Here is a 17958-nt window from a genome sequence, read left to right as displayed (position 1 = left end):
ATCACCGCCTGCTTGCGTATGTGCTATTTGGACTATTCAAAATAAACGTTGCCATACGATTCAATACCTGCCGGAGAAGGCACGAAGCCCTTGAGGTTCACTTTACCTGCCATCAGTGGTGTGCTGTGAACCAGTGGAATCCACGGCGCATCCTGTTTAATAATCACTTGTGCTTGTTTGTACATTTCCGCCCGCTTGTTCTGATCGACCTCAACCTGAGCTTTCACCAATATTTTATGCAGCTTCTCATTGACATAAAAACTACGGTTATTGCCCGGAATCGTATCCTTGTCCAGCAGGGTGTACAGGAAGTTGTCCGGATCGCCATTATCTCCGTTCCATCCCAGCATATACAAATCATCTTTCTGGCCCGCCTTGACATCATCCAGATAAGTGGCCCATTCCGGCGATTGAATGTTCACTTTCACACCTATTTTTTCAAAATCAGCTTGAATGGCTTCCGCTACCTTTTTGCCGTCAGGCATATACGGACGAGATACAGGCATCGCGTAAAAGGTTAACGGCTCGGTAAGCCCATTAGGATAGCCCGCTTCCGCCAGCAAGGATTTAGCCTTATCCAGATCGTAGGCATAATCCTGAATGCTATCGTTATATCCCCATAACGTAGGTGGCATCGGATTGACCGCAGGCTTGGCTTGTCCCGCAAACAATGCATCAATAATGGCCTGCTTGTTCACCGCATGATTAAGCGCCTGCCGTACCTTAGGATTATTGAATACCTTTTTCTTTAAATTAAATCCAATATACGCCACATTAAAGGATGGGCGTTCAATTTTTTGCAGTTCGTTATTGCCTTCCAGCTGCTTCGCATCGTCCGGGTTCAGATCCTCCATCAGATCAATTTCTCCGTTTTGCAGAGCATTAAATCGCGCGGTATTGTCGGGAATAGAACGAACAATGATCTTGGCCAGCTTCGGCTGTCCCTCTTTCCAATAGTTTGGATTTTTCTCCAGCGTGATGGTATCATTTCGTTTCCATTCCTTAAATACAAAGGGTCCCGTACCGACCGGATTGCTCTTGAAATCAGCCTTTTTCTCCTGAATAGCCTTAGGGCTTGCAATACTAAAGGATGGCATAGCGATATTTTGTAAAAAAGGCGCCTGCGGCTTGGTCAGTTTAAACTGGACAGTGTTCGCAGCTACCGCTTTGACCTCCTTGATCACCCGACTCCCTTCTGGGCCGAACATGGAGTCATAATAATCATACGAGTCCCCTTCAAATTTGTATGGACTTTTCGGATCAGACCAGCGGTTAAAGTTAAATACAACGGCTTCTGCATTAAAGTCGCTTCCATCATGGAATTTTACACTTTGACGCAGCTTGAACGTATAAATCAGTCCGTCCGGTGATACTTCCCAGCTCTCTGCAAGCCCCGGCTGAATCTCCGTGGTGCTCTCCTTGTATTCCAGCAAGGTATCGAACACCTGCATTCCAATTTTTAGCGATTCACTTTCGGTCACAATCGCAGGGTCCAGCGCCACGGAATCGCCACCGCGTCCATAAATTAATGTATCCTGCTTGCCCTCTCCTGCGCCGCCTGGCGTTTTTCCTGCCTCCGGTTTTGCGCCTTCATTGGAACCTCCACAGCCGGAAAGTGCCAGAACAGCCCCCAATGCAAGCACCAGTAGGACGGTCCAAGCTTTGTTCTTTACGTACTTTTTCCTCATGCAGCAGACCCCTTTCACACCTCATATATTGTTAGTTCGTTGATACCAGATGGATGCCCGGATAATCTCTATGATCTAATGGACACAGGGTCCAAATTAAACCCGATGACACACAGTTACGTAAGCTTACACAGCAAATATCTATCACCAATCGTAAGGTATTATCAAATGATGGAGGACAAATTGCTAAAATGAATCTCCCTTTATATTCAACAGAAAAATAGACTTCTTCTGGGTTGCATGTTCATTATTTCGCGTGAGTATGAGGGAATCAAGCTGATTTTTAGCCTATTACCGAGTGATATCATTTTCTCTGATGGAAGCTATTTCATAAGTCAGCACTTTGCATCATTCGATTCCCAACGCTCGAAAGTACAATAGATAGACGAACTAAACCGTTTCGATCTATATATTGCTGATTTGAAATCGCTCTTGGGATTGTTGCAAAATGCTCAAGTAGGAGGTGTGTAAGGTAATTTTATATGTAGAAGTAGATATCAACACCCTGTGGTTCAATTCAATCGGCCTCCGTGATGTATGCCTAAAGTCTCGTACCCGATGCGATGGTCTGTGAGGTTATGAGGAAGATTGCTATCTCCAAGCATTCAGCTTTTGTTGAATCATAGTGAAAAATGTCATATATACTCACAGTATATACAAGTGATTACATGAATGGAGAGTGATTACTGGATACTTTACTATAAAATGAGATGGTAGACAAGAGCGTTTTCATAGATCTTTTTAAATTTCCGAACGTTTTCGGAGAGTAATGTTAGTTAATATCACAGGGAAATATCTACAAATATACAAAAAAGAACGCCGCTGTAACAGCTGCTCGCGTCCTTTTTGTAAGATCCAATTCTCCTACTTAGTTCCTGTTTGTTCAGTAGTTTACGACGATTTCTTAAACACACCCAGACGGTTCAAGACTACGAGCAGGCGATAAAAATCATAGCTGCTCGGCTGCTTGGCATCCACAATCGGACTCGACGGATTAAAAGCAACGGCTGCGGCTACGGCTTCCTTTGCCCAAGCTGGCACTGGCATAGCCTGACGCGCCTCCAGGTCAGCTACTTGCTGATCCACTTTTTTAATATAAGCGGTCTGTTCGTTCAATGTCTGTTTGAGCACATCCTTGCTGTTTTCAAGTGCGGCAACCTGCTGCTGCAAGGCTTTAAATGCCGCTTTTTCCTCTGCTGTCATCGGCTCATCCCCCTCTTCTCCTGCAAAAGCTTGGCGCAGCTCTGCCTCAGTTCCGGCGTATACATTCAGGTCAACTGGCCCTTGAATCCCATCAACTCGTCCACTGTCGCTGTATTGCCAGAAGTCCCACAGCTTCCATGCTGTGGTATCATTGGGCACTCGTGTGCTATAGCGCGCAATCCACAGCTTATAAGCTACCAGCGACGCTTTGAAATGGGCTGCAAAAGCGTTTCCCGTATATACCATCGGCTTGCGACCACTTACCCTTTCAAATTCCGTCAAAAACGCCATGGCTACGTCATGGATCGCGGCAGAGCTAAGTCCACCCGGATTATTCTCATAATCCATGACCGCTGGAAAGTCCAGCGCTTCTGCACCTCCAACCCGATCCAGTACCTCGGCAAAATGTCTGGCCTCCGCTTTGGCCGCGTCAACGCTGGTTGCATCTACAAAATGGTAAGCTCCCAGCAATACCCCTGCTGCCTTGGCCCCTTTGGCGTTGGTGATAAATGTCGGATCGACGTAACGCTGTCCCTGACTCGCTTTTATAAAGGCAAACGATTTGCCATCGGCTCGTACACGTTTCCAATCAATATTTCCCTGGTATCGGGACACGTCAATGCCCTCGGCAGCGTTAGGACTGCGATCTTGCATAAGTCGATCCCTCCTTGTCATTCATAATGTTGTAACCGATGATGTTACTGTTATAACTATGCTTGGACCATTGACGTGGTCCGGGCTTTTCCAACTTGGTGCTGAAAATGGGGCAAAGGTGCATTCTGCTCACCTTATGAAGCTTTATTTCTTTTGTCGGAGGGGTCTGTTGGCTTTTTCTTTTCCCCGACCGACTTGGATTCAAAAATGGCTACCGCATTTCGCAAAATATCCGGCATTGGCACTCCCATTCGGCCCACATTTTCAATAATCGACAATAGCTCGTTCGCCAAATAAAAGAAAACAACGGCATCCCGGAAATAATGTGCATCCCCCAGAATACCGTCGATCAGATGAGCTACCGTAATCATCAAAAACACTGTAACCTTGCGAAAAATACCGTAATAGCCCTCTCGGCTTTTCAATGCTCCATTAATCCAGGCCGCCGCCCAGCCGGTAAAAAAGTCGATAATGACCATCCATAACAACAACGTCAACATCGTCGTCCACCCCCCGAAAAAATAACCGATCAAGGTCCCCGTGGAAAACCCCAGCCAAATCTGATCGACCTTTTCATGCATGCTTGTTCCCCCTTTTGAACCAACTTATCTAATGGATGCCCTTGGTTGGTCCAAGGGCATCATAGTATCACCTGCTGTGCGCTATGCTTTTCACTTTCTCTATAAAACCGAAATTTTTACAACGATGTCCTATAACGTCACCAGCACATCTATACAGTGGAATTTGTAGATTCGTGTATATATTTATTTTCCTAATCGTTATACTGTTTTCTTGCGAAAAATAGAGCTGTACCAAGGAACCGTTTCTTCCTGTTCATTCAAAATATCCTCAGATGACGAATCTTCTACGTTACCCGGCACTAGATCGGAACGTTTGGATAAAATAATCTCCATGACCTCGTCACGCTGTTGTTCATCCAAAACATAGCTTCCAATGATCGTAGCTACATCGCCCTCTCCCCGATCATAGCGGGTGATGCAGGCATGAGCACAAATACGCAATTGAGCCTCTGTTAAAGCTGCCATGGTTATGATTTCACCTCTTTTATATAGATTTTTGCTACTGTATATAATAGTCAGTACACGTTATTTTCCTGTGTTACCAAGCATGAGTTGGATCAGCGTTACTTCCAGATCTGCAATACGCTGCTTCAATTGGTCTGCCTCGCTTGGCTGTTGCTCCGTTTTTTGTGTCAGCTCCTTGATCGCTTCGTCACTTAATCCTTCACCCCAGAATGTCGTTGGGTCTTTTCGTTCTGGAGTTGTAAAATTTGGTACAGAATATACGGGTTCTTCCCCACGTTCGTTTTCTGGCTTGCTTTGCCATTCATCATGCAGCTTCTGAAATGAAGCATGAGATTCCTTGTTCAACTGCTCGTGCGCGTTTTGAGGCTCTAGCAGCTTTTCGTCATATTCTGCTTCATAGGTCAGCCAGCCTTGGATGTCAAAACGGGGATGGTATAAGCCCGGTGGCACTGGAATACCAACGGTATAGCCAGTAGGGATAGTTTTTGAGTTCGCTTCGTCTGTGGCACTCGAACTATCTGCAATAAGCTGATAGGTGCCTAACTGCTGGTCCGTATCAGATATTGGGAGCGAAGATGGAGCATAAAAAGGGACGACGCCAGAAAAGGCATCGTCCACCAACTCGTCCTCCAGATAGAGACCGTCTGTATTTACTTTAGGTACTACTTTCATGGTGTGCCCTCCTTTATTGTTCAGCCAAAAATGAAACACCGTCGAGCCAAATTGTCATATAGGTTGTGTTCTGCGTTTTTACCTGTCCCAAGGCATCTACCATGATCGTGGAATTATTAGATTCAACCCCTCCACCGTTGCTAGACCGCACCCTTATTTCTGTCAGTTTCCCAGGTCTATATCCTTTGGGCAAGGTAAACAATAATGTCCCTGGTGCCACCGCGCCTCCCGTTATGCTATCCCTAAAAAGGACAAGTCCATCGCTCATTTTAAGGTAACCTACTTGTCCAGAAGACCACCCATTAAGCAGCGTAGGTTTAATCCATGTGGTATTGTCTTTGTCAACTTTCTTATTCTCCAGCACCGACACACGCGCCGTATTCTGCTGTACGCTATCTACCAAGTCGAGGAGTAGCGTCTTTTCGTTTGCGGCATAACTGCCGACAAAGGATGCTAAAGGAGATTTATCCAGCATCAGATATGTGACACTGTAAGAAGCATCCGAAACATAGCTGTCAGGATATATCGCTATGGCTTGACCGTTATCTATACCATTAAACACGCCCCACCCGCGTAACTTGCGATTACCGTTCTCGTACAGGCCGATATAAGAAGCTACACGCTGAGCAAGGGCATTGCCTTGTGATTTCCCAGTATTGATGTCGTAGTTATCATACTTGGCAGGCTTAGCACGCTCACGCAACACAATACCCGTACCTACTTCAACCTGATTGTCTCCCTCCACAAAGGATAGCTGACCCTCTGAAACGATAGGCTCCACGGTAGGCGTTGCAAGCTGGTATACAAGTTGATACGGCGTGTACCCCGCATATGACGTTTGCGGAACGGTTTGCGTGAAATTAGCTGCGCCTACACGTTGTACCCAATACTTAGTACCCGTACCTGTCCATGTTGCCGTTGTTGCCGCTTGTGCCTGTGCTGGCGTGATGGTGTTAGCATCGTATGCTTTGTACCCGTAAAAGTAGGCTTTGATGTCGTCTAACGTCGGTGCGTAGCTGTCAGCCCATCCGCTGTCTGCCACAGAGACAGAAACAGCAAAATTGGATGCGGTCGCGTCTATAGCCCATCTGTCGGTTGAAGTGTCTTGCCCGCCCCACAACAATATTTTGCCATCAAATTTTACTGCCGTGCCATTGCCAACAAATGCATAATTTACATCGGGCACTACAGGATAGAGGACTTTGAAACCCGTTCCCGACACTACGTTATTCACTTTGGTGATTCTACCGCCATCTAGTAGGATGCTTTCGAACCTTTTCACCTTAAAGTATTGCCCGTCACGCTCAAATACCATATCTGCATTTGCACCTGTAACTGGATCGGCGTACAGGTCTGTTTGCAGCGCAAGCATGGAGTCTTCACGAGGCTTGAATGGTTTGGCTGTGCTGCCGATATTGAGCATAGGGTTAGAAATAGTCACCGCTGTCGTTGACGTACCAAGTAATCTGACATTCACCGCCCGGCCCGCCGTAAACGTGACGCTCAATAGCCCAGAACCAGCCGCTTCGGCTATTACTGATGTCTCCGGTTCATCCGTGACCGTAATTCTACCAGTCGCTCCGCCGGATTGAACTGAGACAGTGTACTTTTGCCCAGGCACTAACGGTGATACGGTGTGTACTATTTTGTTATCCACCGTGACGGAAACGCTCTTTACATCCGCTATGGTAGGTGTTCCCTGTTTGGCTGACCACTCAAACAGGGAAGGCAATAGGTTCTCCCCATAACGTATCGCATACGGATTACGTACAGGCATTACGCTATCCACATATGGATACTTAGCGTCAATTTGGTCAGTTGTCATTGCTGCTAATGCACTATAGTCAGTAGCAGAAATCTCATAGATGCGCACAGCCTCAAAATAAGAATACTGTCCTTGAGTCCCCTGTATTCTCAAATCAATATTTGAAGTCACATTGCTGGTAGGAGCCGCCCTGAACCAAGATGTAGTAAATTTAGTCTTATCTGTTACTGTCGTTCCTTCCTGAACGTTCGGGGCTGATATTCCCGCATTTGTAGAGTTTCCAACCTTCACCTTTGCGATTGCAACATAATACTTTCCGGCCAAAAATTTAAAATCGCTATAAAACCCAACTCCGACTGTATATCCCGATTTGATTGTTACTTTTAACGAATTAGGCATCGTTTCCTTATTCGTAGTATCCAGCGCTAAATCGGTCTGATATGGCATAATCCCAGTTAAACTACTTAAATTCCCCCATCTACCCAACAAATTCACCAACGTACGCCCGCTCAGCCCCGTGAGCGAGAACGGCGAAGCCTTTTCCGCATGAACAATCTGCACCCCAGGCTCCAGGGTTACCGCCTTACGCTCCGTCGTATCCAACCGCTTCTTGATCGCATCCACACCATCATTCACATCACCTGCAAAATTATCTACAGCACGCCAGTTTTGATCCAAATACTTCTCCAGATCAAAATACGTTGTTTTAGGCGATGTACGGTCAATTTGATTTAAGCCCAGATTTGGTGTTTTTTCACTTGCCATGTTATGCGCCACCTCCTAAATATCTATCCTGTGTTGTATGTTCATTTTCATAGATGGTCATAGATTCGACTTCAGCAATGGTCAGGTAGCGTAGTTTATATTCAACCGCCAAATGAGCCGGCTTGATCTCCTCGATGGCTGCTTTAAGATCCTCCACATTGGGCGGAATCCCGATGGTATCTATAAATTTGACCGTGAATCCCCATTCAGCGGGATGAAAGGTAACATCTACTGTACCGCCGTCATATGCTTCAGCTACATTTTTGACAAGTCGGCCGGAAAAAGTCCCTGCTCCCCGTAGCTTCGACTCTACTACTGCACGACGCTGGTCCAGCGGCTTGCCAAGGTCGGTTTCGATACCCAGCTCCATTTCCCAGCGTTCCAATCCCCATGTAGCGGTACGGACGAAAAACTGAGCCACCGTCGCATCCATCGCCAGATACAAGGAATCCAGTTCACTGCCCTTCGCATCCATATCGGAGCGCATCACACGGGAAATTTCATAGTAGGCGGGTAAATAGGAAAACAGCTCGCGTCCCCGCAAGCTGCTCATTTGCCCCTCTTCACCCATAGCTAGACGATTCGTTTGATCGTTCATGTTCATTCCATCATTACTCACTGACGCTCACCGTCCCCAGCACCGCCACCTGGCCTGATCCAATCTCAATATTTTGATTGGTCAGTCCGTTGATTTTTAGCTCAGAGAAATCAATAATGATCGGAATGTCCAGCAAAACAGCAGAAATCCGGGTATACCGAACCAACGGGTCTTCCTTGTAAAAAGCAAGCTGCTTCAAATACGTCCTCACACCACTTTCGATCAGCTTTTTGATCTCTTCCAGGGTGGATGGCTTCTCCTTGGTACGCTGTACCTTGACCGAAATGTTAATTTCCACCTCTGTCGCTGGCATGATCGTCACTACGGGACCCGCTGGTGCCAACCCTTCGCCTTGCCCATCCTGAGTCGGATCAATGTACTTCTGTACCGCAGCGACGATAACCGGACTGGCAGCGCGTTTATCTGTGTCCAGCACATATAAAGCCACCGTACCCGGCCCTTTCCACAGCGGAACAACCTCCACGCCGCCTACTCCAGCGATTTCATTCGCCCACTGCATATACTGCGCCTTGTTGCCGCTTGTCCCCTGGTTCCGCACCTTGGCATAAAAACGCTCCAGCAACAGCTGGTCGCTCTCAATGTCCGTGCCACTTTTCGTTTCCTCCGTATTGATAACGGAGGAAACACCATTGACCGGGCTAGCCATCACCTGAATGACGCCCGCGGGTACGTTACCGCTGCGACCGGGATTGACTGCCCGAATCGCCGCTTCTCCTTTACCCTGCTCATCCAGCGTGACTGATGCCGTGGTCGCATACTCAATGGAGGCTTCCCCGGATACATCATCTGCCGGGGTCGCAACCAACGTTCCCGCCGGAACGGTCGTTCCCGCTGTGCCCGTGAATGTGACCATGCCTGAGGCAGCAACCGCTTCCCGCCGTGTCACTCCATGCTCTGCTGTTCGCAGATCCAGCTCCGGCGAGCGAAAATCCGGGTTATCGCTAGCTGCTGTGCTGGCAAAGCCACGTCTTAGCAGCTCCTGCGCCCAAATCGCCGCTTCGGAGAGCATAAACGCTACCGGTGCCTGCGCATCCCAAATAAAAGAACCCTCGGACTTATCAATGTCCGAAGGCACTTTTTCCAGCATACGACTCAAAATTTCCTCTTCCGTCTGGTCTACCAAATATTCCGGCAAGTCTGCCATTAGATCACCACACTTTCTACAATTTCCGTTTCATCCCGCACATTCGTAATCTGGCAGCTAAAATGGCATACCTCACCTTCCCAGCTAAACGTGAACTGATCCACACTAGCCGTGCGAGCATCTGCCAGCAACGCTTCGGTGACCATGCGCTTGATTTCACTTTCCTGCACACCGTGCCCATAGCTGCTGCCAATTAATTCCTCCAACTCGCTACCATAGTCGGGAGAATAGATGACATGACGGTAGCGGGGGGTACGAATTGCTTTTTCACACCACTGTACCCAAGCTTCTTTTTCACCTGTAGTCACGATTTTACGACTGGGACTCATGACAAATTCTCCGGCTTCAAAATCAAACCGCCAGCTTCGCCCAAATACTGCCCGATTATCCTCCAGCACATCCGGGTCCGTAATATCCGTCCAGAGCATATCATCCGTTTCGGGAAATAAATTAGCCACGTCCACTCACCACCTTGCACACCACAACCACATCGTTGCCGCTATTCACCCGAACCGCAAGTACGCGATCTCCGGGTTTAAGTCCTTCGTTCAGGCTCAGATTCACATCCTTCAGCTCGTCCTCCCCGATATAAAAGGAGGTTTTCAGCTCCTTGCCCTCCCAATTCTCCGACTCTACTGCGGTTGAGGTTCCTTTGTACATATGACGCGGTACAGACAGCAATCCCGGCAGCTCGGCGACCAAATAGTCCTGAAGCTCATGTTTAAAATCGTCCAGCTTGAGTCCCGTGGAAGTAATCGTGCCCAGTACCGCACCTACTCCACTCAGCGCTTGCCGAGTGTGTCCCGCCATAGACGACTGCATTACACTTACAAATGCACCATAGGGGTCTTTACTCAAGAAAATACCTCCTTTTTACCATATCGAAGGAAGCGAGCTCTAAAGTCATATTTCCCGGATTCCCCAAATCCCGACTGACTGATGTAACAATCAGCTTCAACCCTTGTAACATTACAGCTTCACCAGCACGTAGGGTATTAATATCTGGTAAATTAACTGTAAAAGTTTCCTGGATCCCAGTTATATGACTTTTAGCAAGCTTACTGGCTCCACCAGCTGCTTTCACTTGATCATCCTCAACCAGCTTTTGCAAAGTACCCAGCGCTTTAGTATCCCCTTCTGCTACAGCCAGCACCTTAGACGGCACCTCTTGTCCGCTTCCTACATTCTCATTAGCTGTCATCACTTTAACTTTAGTTACGGCTCCCTCAAGTGTCCGCAACTGAGTAAGATCAATAAATCGGTCTAACACATAGGGGGAAGGATTGCTGCCGATTTTAAATAACTCTAATCCAGCACTTGTCATGCGTAACTGGTACAAATCTCCGCCCAACTTTGCTGTCTCTTTCAAATCAGCCAGCATCATGGAATATAGAGTCTGGGCACGATAGATACCTTTTCCTAACTGCACTTTCGTATCGGGTATTGAGGCGATTTGAAACTTCCAATCCTTCGCGTATTTGCGCAACCGTTGTGTGGCCGTTTGTCCTTTGGGAAATAAATATTCGTCCTCGGATTTATCCAAATAAATCGTCCTATCGTATACAACCAGAGAGTAACGTTTTGTTCCGCTGTTAGAACTCTCTACTTCCCACACAACAGCAGGATGGAGAAGTGGCACCTTCACATTTTTCCCAAATGGAATTCCACTGACACGAATAGGCATTCCCGGAGTAATCGCGGGCATACCATTTGAAGCAGCTACTCGGATGCTGGCCTGATATGCAATTTGGTTAAGAGCATCTTTTAAAGTTATTTTCTCCACCAGAGGGGTAAGATCATATTTATCTTGAAGTATTACTTGGTAGCTCATGGCATCACCAGCTTTTGACCCACTTTAATCATATTCGGGTTCTTGCCTATGACCTTTGTATTCATTTGATATATACTTTTCCATTTGGAACTATCCCCCAACTCCAGCTTTGCAATTTTGGAAAGTGAATCCCCTGTCTTGACAGTATACGTTTTAGATTTAGCTTTAAGATCCGTGCGTGGAAGGGTTTTTGAGTTCACTTTTTGGGGAGAGCTTCCAGTTCGTAGAGCTATTTTGGGTTCACGCCATGTACGCAAAGTAATTTCAAAATAGATATCCCCTGCCTCTCCTCCACGAAAGGTCGTATTATGGGCAATGATAAAAACCGGAACACTAATTAGCGTATTGGTAATAATAAATTGATATGGGTTCTCTGCTTTTAACATTGCATTTAACCTGTTCATCGCTTCATTAGGATCCGGAATATTTTTATAACGGCAATAAGATGCATCATATACCTTGGGAAAAAAAGAAGAAAAGGTGATTTCTTTCACCTTTTCTCCTTGCGGAAAATCAAACTCTCCGTGTGTAAGCATCGTAACTGTTTCATATCCCTTTTGTCGTGAAATATTCACCTCTTCAGGATTAACCGGGAATTGAAATACACTTCTACCATTAATCAAAAAAAAGTCTATACTCATGGCCCCCCCTCCTTTCTACTATGATAGATTTACGTTAGGCTTGTACAACTTTACCCTTTTTAAGGGAGCTATTGTCTCCTCCACCTCTATTAATAATTGCCTGTCGCACCTCATTTACAATCCGGTGTCCCACTTGAAGTGCCATCGTGTCAAAATCAATTGAATCTTCCTGAACTGTTACCTGTACTGCCCCTGGGGGTAACGTCACACTAATCTGATTGTTCATTTCTGTCTTGAAATCCTTGAGAAAGCCTGAAAAACTGCTCATTTGCTCATCCGTTATTCGCACGAGCTGCGGAGCAGGTTTTCCTCCATTCGCTGTAGGAGCTTGTGAACCACCTGGTCCCATGCCTTGAATTACCTTAGAACGGTTTTGGGCATCCTGGATAAAAGATGGTAGCGGCAGTCCCGGATCTACCGAAGGAAATCTTGACAGAGCTAACGACTGCCCAGGTGTGGTGGAAGCGGGATTATAAGCTTGTGAGATCTTATTTTCAGATACAGCAGGTTGTGATTTTTCTGGTTCTTTTGAATAACCAAATATATTGGATAAGTCATTTTTCATACTATCTGTTTGACTGGAAAACCAATTACCTACATCAGATGCTTTATCACTCATCCAATCCGTTGCTTGGGAAGCTTTTTCTCCAACCCAATCCTTTGCAACAGTAGCTTTTTCGCCAATCCAATCCTTTGCACCAATAGCTTTTTCTCCAACCCAGTCCATTGCAGAAGTAGCTTTTTCTCCGGCCCAATCACTCATTTCAGAGAACTTTTGAGCTAACCATTCACCTGCTAAACTATCTACTATAACACTAGCAATTGCACCAATAAGACCACCAATTACGGTACCTATACCCGGAGCAATCATTGTACCAATACCTGCACCAGCTATGGTAAGACTACTTCCTAAAACTGCTGATGTAATAGCAGCCGGACGTTCTTCCGGCGAAGCAGTAGCAATGTCTACAGCATCTAAAAGCAAGCTAAATGGTCCAAGTAACCTCTTGCCCCCCTTCATAACCCCCTTGCCTAGCTTCTTAAGTGTATTACCCGGATTCTCACCAAGTATTTTTTTTCCGAAATCAAAGATTTTTCCAAACGTTCCCTTATTTCCATTTGGAGTCGGCCGTCCCCCTGGAATTCCCGGCTTATTGGTAGGCTTAGAGCCTGGTTTTGGGTTTAAAAGACTCTTTACCTTTTCCCACAAATCAGAAAACCCTGGTTTTTTTCCAGGATTTTTTTTGTTCTTCTTATTGTCTTTCTTTTTGTATTTACGATCAGGTCCGTCTTGTTCAGGAGCGTCTCTTTTGCGGCCGCCTTTTTTTCCACAACAACAACAATCACAAATCACCTTTATTCTGGGAGAAACTCGAATGGGGCCTGTTTTCACATTGATCTTAGGCGCATACTTTGGAGCCGCCACTCTAATATTCAATCTCGGTGGTTTAACCTTGATATCATAATTAAAGTTAAAGTCAAACTTAGGATCCTTTATCTCTATGTTTGCAGTAACGCTAACAGTCTTCTCTACAATATTAGAGATATTTAAATTGTTCCCCTCAGAGCCGCCACCCCTAGCCTTCTTCTTATTTGTACCCTCTTGATCAATGCCCGTTTTAGCACGCGCAACAATGTAGACATCCTTAAGACTTTTTAGCTTTCTGATGAGCGCTTCAAGCACTGGAGTAGCCTTGTCAATTAGAAAGACTTTCGGCATAATACGCAGGCGACTAAGACGAATAGCCAAACTGTAAATGTTGCCTAGATGCCTATGCATATACTTGAGTTCAGTATTAAGCTTAATCAAGCTCTGATAACGAGCGCGCCCTAGCCGATCAGAAAGTCGCTGTATTTGCTCAATATAACGACTTGTGGCTTTAAGTTCCCGGTTTGTCATGATCAAATCCTCTACATCTGTAACAATATTAACTCTGTAACTACTTGATCCTGCCATATATTCACCTCCTAACGTATCATTGCTGTATTTGTTTGGATAATGCATCCAGTTCCTCTTGTGCAAATGCGATTAACATGGATTTTTCTCCTCTGTTTAAGGCCCAAAACTCTCCGGGACGGAGATGATGCCGTATCCACAAATGATACAGCAGCGTCGTCATCCCGCCGGAGCGAATCAGTTTTTTAGATCATCAATCTCCACACCGAAGCCGGATAGTTCCAGAACTTTGTCACCTACCGCATCCAACTCACCAGCCAAAAGCATACGACGTACTGCCTGTTCACCACCGGACAATTTGAGACGGCTAGTGATTCGCGGATCACCCCATCCATTAATTTGGAGGCCTTTGACTTCCAGTCCAGCCGTAGCTTCAGAGATAAGCAACGCATTAAATGTTTCTGTATCTACTTTTTCATCCACACGGCCTTTAATTGTTTTACGAATTGTGCAACGTTCACGGATGCTATCGACTTTGTTGGAAGTTAAGCCACGAAGTGTGAGAAGCATATCCAAGCGCTGAATACGAACAGTTTCCTCTGGTAATTTGTCTGCGGCTTCAAAAAGACTATCTAAAATTTGTTCTTCTGACATGTTTTCTGGCAAGCTCATTTTATATCCCCCTAATATTTTTTAATTAGGCCTGGATTACTCCAGGCCCACTATTAAGCAATAAATTACTCAGCGACGATAGGATCGAGAAGCTCGTAGCCTTCAAAGGTAAATGTCGTTTCCTCCGGTACTTCTTCTCCAGCGGTCCAGTTAGCCAACTGAATTTTATCTGGCATGCAGCGAATCAAACGAACACGTTCATGTCCAAAAGATTCAGGATCATCCAGCTTGGAAATAATATCGAATTTTGCAAATCCACGACGAATCATATCAGAAGTTACTTTGTAACCGCTCATTGTCCCAGTCCCTTTTTTGGCTCCATTTTTATGCACTTTCCAGGTATTACCTACCAAATTCAGTTCTCTTTTATCAATTTCCACACTGGCTTCCAGCTTGTTGACATGTGTCTGCCATACCCCGTCAATATATGCCTGACCATACGTACCTAAAATGACTCTTGAAGCATCCAACATTTATTTTTCCTCCTCAAAATGATCCATAATATAGTTTTGGATTTCTAATTTTCCACGAAATGCTTATTGCACGTAAAATGTACCGAACAGTTGCTCCATCACGTCGGTCAGCTTCACATTCCATTGCAGGAACACTTGGTCCGGCTCCGGTTTGATGACTGGCGCATCACCATAGTAGGCTGGGTCGAGAATGACATCGTAGCCATCGGCTTCGATAACGTTGCTTAGCGACAGCTGTGCCAGGTATTCTTTGATCGCACCGATGAGTGCCAGACGGCCTTCTACCGTGTTGTTGATTTTGCCGATGTAGGTCTCTTCGGCTGCACGCTGCAAGTCAGCGTTAATAGCATCCATAACGCGGATGGAACGGATTTTCTTCCATGCGTTGTTTTGCCCGGCAGCCGGGTTCACCAAGCTGTTGATCCCACGCAACGCTTTGACCTGACGGCCGTCGAAGAACAGCAGGAAGACACCATTGCGGACAGCCTGCTCCTGCTCGGAGCGTGTCCAGCGGCGGGTTACATCCTCAAAAGGCGTCACCGCATATGTGGCGGATTGATTCAGACGTTGGCCTGCGATCAGTCCGGCTACATAAGCAGCCGTTTGAGCGGAGCTGTAGTCCGTACCTGCCAGACGCACGCCAGTACCCACGTTTACGATACCTTCATGGTTGAGCGCCAGGGAGCGGGCAGAGGCCAGGCTGACAGCGGTTTTGGATACATCATCCGCCGCAGAACCACCGAACACGGCGATAACACCCTTGCCTTCGCTCCGGACACGCTTGATCCACGCGGCAAAGCTTTGCAGCAAGGCCAGATCGGCTGCATAATCCAGCGCGAGGACGTTAAATTCCTGTCCTTCCAGCGCTTCCTGCATGGCGATGTAGTCTGCATTAACCAGCTTGCTATTACCGCTGTTACCGCCTGTGAGATGTACGCCGCTGACATCCACCGGAATGCCGCCGTTGCCGACAACTTCCGCCTTCACCCATACATTTTCGCTGTTCTTGTTCATCGCTTCGGCAATCGAAGCAGCCGTACCGTCGCTGCCTTTATACGTACCCAGCAGCTTAGTGCCCTCATAGAGACGCACCTCACGGGCTTGCTCGTCACCCAAGGTTGGCTGTACCGTTACGGCAAAGCCATTACCACGACTACCTGTGTACAAAGCCTGCAAGCGCAGCACATCGGTTGGGGCCTCACCGCCGCTTTTCAGCGTCACAGTTGCTTGAGCAGCCGTGTCATCTGCCAAACGGTAGGCCAACAGCTTTTTCGGTCCACCCAGCAGAGCCAGATACAGCGTAGAATACGCTGTTGCTCCATCCAGACTGTCATTCGAAAAGATTTGGTTGATCGCCGTTTCGCTGCCAATCTCTACAAACTCACGTACAGGTCCCCAGTTGGCTTTAACCGGCACAACGACCGTACCGCGTGAACCACCTTGAATAGCTGAAGCTGCTGCTGCCTGAAAATTCATATACAAACCCGGCAATACCGGTTTATTCGTGTTTTCCCATGTTCCGCCTGCCATAATTAGTCCACCTTCGCTTTCATAAATTGTTCGATTTTAGTGTGTGCTTCTGCTACCGTGAACAGCTTGTCCTGTGTGCCAAAAAATGCGCCTGCCAGCACTTCTTCCTTCACGGAAAACAATTGTTCCGCGTGTTCCTTAAGCTCCTCCAGCGTATAGCGGGGACCGCTTGCTTCCTGCCCGGCATTAACCGGGGCTTTCCCGTTGTTGTCCAAGGTCACTCGGACCACCTCATTTCAAAATAGGATGAATTTCCACTCTGCGGATTAACGCCGCTTCCTCAGCCGGACGCATCCGCCGCTGTACCAGCGTCAGCCGGAGCTGACCGTCCAAAATCGCATCCGCCTGCAAGTCTGCGGAAGCTTCCGCCGTGGACATATAACGGCCCTTCTCCTGATCCAGAGGAAGCTGAATTTGAGCGCCAAAGCCCTCGACCAGCACGGAAGCCCCGCGGTTCTCTTCAGCAGTGTCCGGGGCAATAACGTGCCCAATGAACCGTTTGCGGAGTTCATACATGGAGGCTCCCGCCATCCTTGTCTCGCAGCCGCTTAGCCGCCATAGCACCGAGTGGCGTCCCGGCTGTGCGGGCCATGCATCGGCGTATACCGACCACGTCTCACCCAGCTGCTTCTGTGTCCAGCGGGTCAGCGCCGCCAGCCATTCATCCGGCTGTGCAACACCGTTTGCCGGAGCGGCCGCCGGACTCCCTTCCGTTTCAGGCACATACACGCCAAATCGCAGCGTTCTGTAGGCCTTGCACGTGACGGTGTCCAGCTTTTCCGCATCCCGCACGCCCAAATAGTGCGCGGTAAAAGCCGACGTGTCCTCGCCTTCGCCTGTCACCGGTTCCCGGTGCAGTCCGGCAATCAGGGCGTTCGCCCATACATCGGCCTGTGCCAGCCCGGCTTGTCCTGCGTACAGCTTGATACGGACAACCTGCCGATATCCAGCCCAGGACGACTTCCAGATTTCCTCGCCCAGCGCCATAACCGCGTACGGCTCCTCTGCCGCCTGCGACGGTGGCTGAACATCGTATACGCGCCCTTGTAGCGCTGGAACAATTTCAATGAGCTTTTGTTTAAAGGCTTGTCTCATCCTGCGGCATGCCACCTTTGCGCATCCTGCACTCGCATGTTGTGGCTGCTTAGCCAGGCTTTTTTCCACTTCCGTGTTCTCATCCGGCGCAGCCTCAACCTCATGCATTGCAGCATCCATTGCTTAGGCAACACGACTCCTCCTTTCTGTAAAACAATTCCCGGGAATCGACAGGGACGACAACCGCATGAAAAAACCGGCCCTGGTGGCCGGCTAACGTTTGACTGTGTGTGTCTTCGGTATGTCCTCTTGTCTTGATTCCC

At 47.5% G+C, this 17958-nt stretch carries 18 protein-coding genes; all 18 read right to left on the bottom strand.

What is annotated here, in order from left to right; translation table 11 throughout:
• Positions 1 to 32: 32 nt before the first annotated feature.
• The 18 genes from QMK20_RS05600 to QMK20_RS05515 all read right to left on the bottom strand — a co-directional run bounded on the left by QMK20_RS05600 (position 33) and on the right by QMK20_RS05515 (position 17803).
• Positions 33 to 1688 (bottom strand): ABC transporter substrate-binding protein, encoded by a 1656-nt coding sequence (locus QMK20_RS05600; protein WP_283654942.1) that lies wholly within the window; start codon positions 1686 to 1688, stop codon positions 33 to 35.
• 891 nt (positions 1689 to 2579) lie between these two features.
• A complete protein-coding gene (locus QMK20_RS05595) occupies positions 2580 to 3545 on the bottom strand; it encodes a glycoside hydrolase family 25 protein (protein ID WP_283654941.1) in 966 nt (321 codons plus the stop codon).
• 134 nt (positions 3546 to 3679) lie between these two features.
• Positions 3680 to 4126 (bottom strand): phage holin family protein, encoded by a 447-nt coding sequence (locus tag QMK20_RS05590; RefSeq protein ID WP_283654940.1) that lies wholly within the window; start codon positions 4124 to 4126, stop codon positions 3680 to 3682.
• A gap of 198 nt (positions 4127 to 4324) precedes the next feature.
• The gene (locus tag QMK20_RS05585; protein ID WP_283654939.1) at positions 4325 to 4591 is read right to left on the bottom strand and encodes a hypothetical protein; all 267 of its coding nucleotides are present in this window, start codon (positions 4589 to 4591) and stop codon (positions 4325 to 4327) included.
• Between the two features lie 60 nt (positions 4592 to 4651).
• Positions 4652 to 5263: a hypothetical protein gene (locus QMK20_RS05580; protein WP_283654938.1), complete on the bottom strand. Its 612-nt coding sequence runs from the start codon at positions 5261 to 5263 to the stop codon at positions 4652 to 4654.
• 13 nt (positions 5264 to 5276) lie between these two features.
• Entirely contained in the window at positions 5277 to 7793 is a 2517-nt protein-coding gene (locus QMK20_RS05575) for a hypothetical protein (protein WP_283654937.1), read from the bottom strand.
• Between the two features lies 1 nt (position 7794).
• A complete protein-coding gene (locus QMK20_RS05570) occupies positions 7795 to 8397 on the bottom strand; it encodes a YmfQ family protein (protein WP_349361953.1) in 603 nt (200 codons plus the stop codon).
• Between the two features lie 7 nt (positions 8398 to 8404).
• Positions 8405 to 9556 (bottom strand): baseplate J/gp47 family protein, encoded by a 1152-nt coding sequence (locus QMK20_RS05565; RefSeq protein ID WP_283654936.1) that lies wholly within the window; start codon positions 9554 to 9556, stop codon positions 8405 to 8407.
• Positions 9556 to 10014 carry a DUF2634 domain-containing protein gene (locus QMK20_RS05560; protein ID WP_283654935.1) on the bottom strand — a complete coding sequence of 153 codons (459 nt, stop codon included), beginning with the start codon at positions 10012 to 10014 and terminating at the stop codon, positions 9556 to 9558. The genes QMK20_RS05565 and QMK20_RS05560 overlap by 1 nt, the downstream gene beginning before the upstream one ends.
• Positions 10007 to 10414 (bottom strand): hypothetical protein, encoded by a 408-nt coding sequence (locus tag QMK20_RS05555; RefSeq protein ID WP_283654934.1) that lies wholly within the window; start codon positions 10412 to 10414, stop codon positions 10007 to 10009. Before QMK20_RS05555 ends, QMK20_RS05560 begins: the two co-directional genes overlap by 8 nt.
• Entirely contained in the window at positions 10407 to 11387 is a 981-nt protein-coding gene (locus QMK20_RS05550; protein WP_283654933.1) for an XkdQ/YqbQ family protein, read from the bottom strand. The genes QMK20_RS05555 and QMK20_RS05550 overlap by 8 nt, the downstream gene beginning before the upstream one ends.
• Positions 11384 to 12022, bottom strand: a complete 639-nt coding sequence (locus QMK20_RS05545; protein ID WP_283656213.1) for a LysM peptidoglycan-binding domain-containing protein — start codon at positions 12020 to 12022, stop codon at positions 11384 to 11386. Before QMK20_RS05545 ends, QMK20_RS05550 begins: the two co-directional genes overlap by 4 nt.
• A 40-nt stretch (positions 12023 to 12062) precedes the next feature.
• The gene (locus tag QMK20_RS05540) at positions 12063 to 13985 is read right to left on the bottom strand and encodes a hypothetical protein (protein WP_283654932.1); all 1923 of its coding nucleotides are present in this window, start codon (positions 13983 to 13985) and stop codon (positions 12063 to 12065) included.
• Between the two features lie 177 nt (positions 13986 to 14162).
• A complete protein-coding gene (locus QMK20_RS05535; RefSeq protein WP_025678604.1) occupies positions 14163 to 14597 on the bottom strand; it encodes a phage tail assembly chaperone in 435 nt (144 codons plus the stop codon).
• Between the two features lie 65 nt (positions 14598 to 14662).
• Positions 14663 to 15070 carry a phage tail tube protein gene (locus QMK20_RS05530; protein WP_025685150.1) on the bottom strand — a complete coding sequence of 136 codons (408 nt, stop codon included), beginning with the start codon at positions 15068 to 15070 and terminating at the stop codon, positions 14663 to 14665.
• A 63-nt stretch (positions 15071 to 15133) separates the two neighbouring features.
• Positions 15134 to 16600, bottom strand: coding sequence for a phage tail sheath family protein (locus QMK20_RS05525; protein ID WP_283654931.1), 1467 nt, complete (start codon positions 16598 to 16600; stop codon positions 15134 to 15136).
• A 2-nt stretch (positions 16601 to 16602) separates the two neighbouring features.
• Positions 16603 to 16821 carry a YqzN/YkzM domain-containing protein gene (locus QMK20_RS05520; protein WP_283654930.1) on the bottom strand — a complete coding sequence of 73 codons (219 nt, stop codon included), beginning with the start codon at positions 16819 to 16821 and terminating at the stop codon, positions 16603 to 16605.
• A 10-nt stretch (positions 16822 to 16831) separates the two neighbouring features.
• Positions 16832 to 17803 carry a hypothetical protein gene (locus QMK20_RS05515; protein WP_283654929.1) on the bottom strand — a complete coding sequence of 324 codons (972 nt, stop codon included), beginning with the start codon at positions 17801 to 17803 and terminating at the stop codon, positions 16832 to 16834.
• Between the last annotated feature and the right edge of the window lie 155 nt (positions 17804 to 17958).

This window comes from Paenibacillus sp. RC334 (assembly GCF_030034735.1).
In the GTDB taxonomy this organism is placed as follows: Bacteria; Bacillota; Bacilli; order Paenibacillales; family Paenibacillaceae; genus Paenibacillus; species Paenibacillus terrae_A.
Note: the sequence above shows the minus strand (reverse complement) of the source record. Positions and strands in the feature narration are given on the sequence as shown.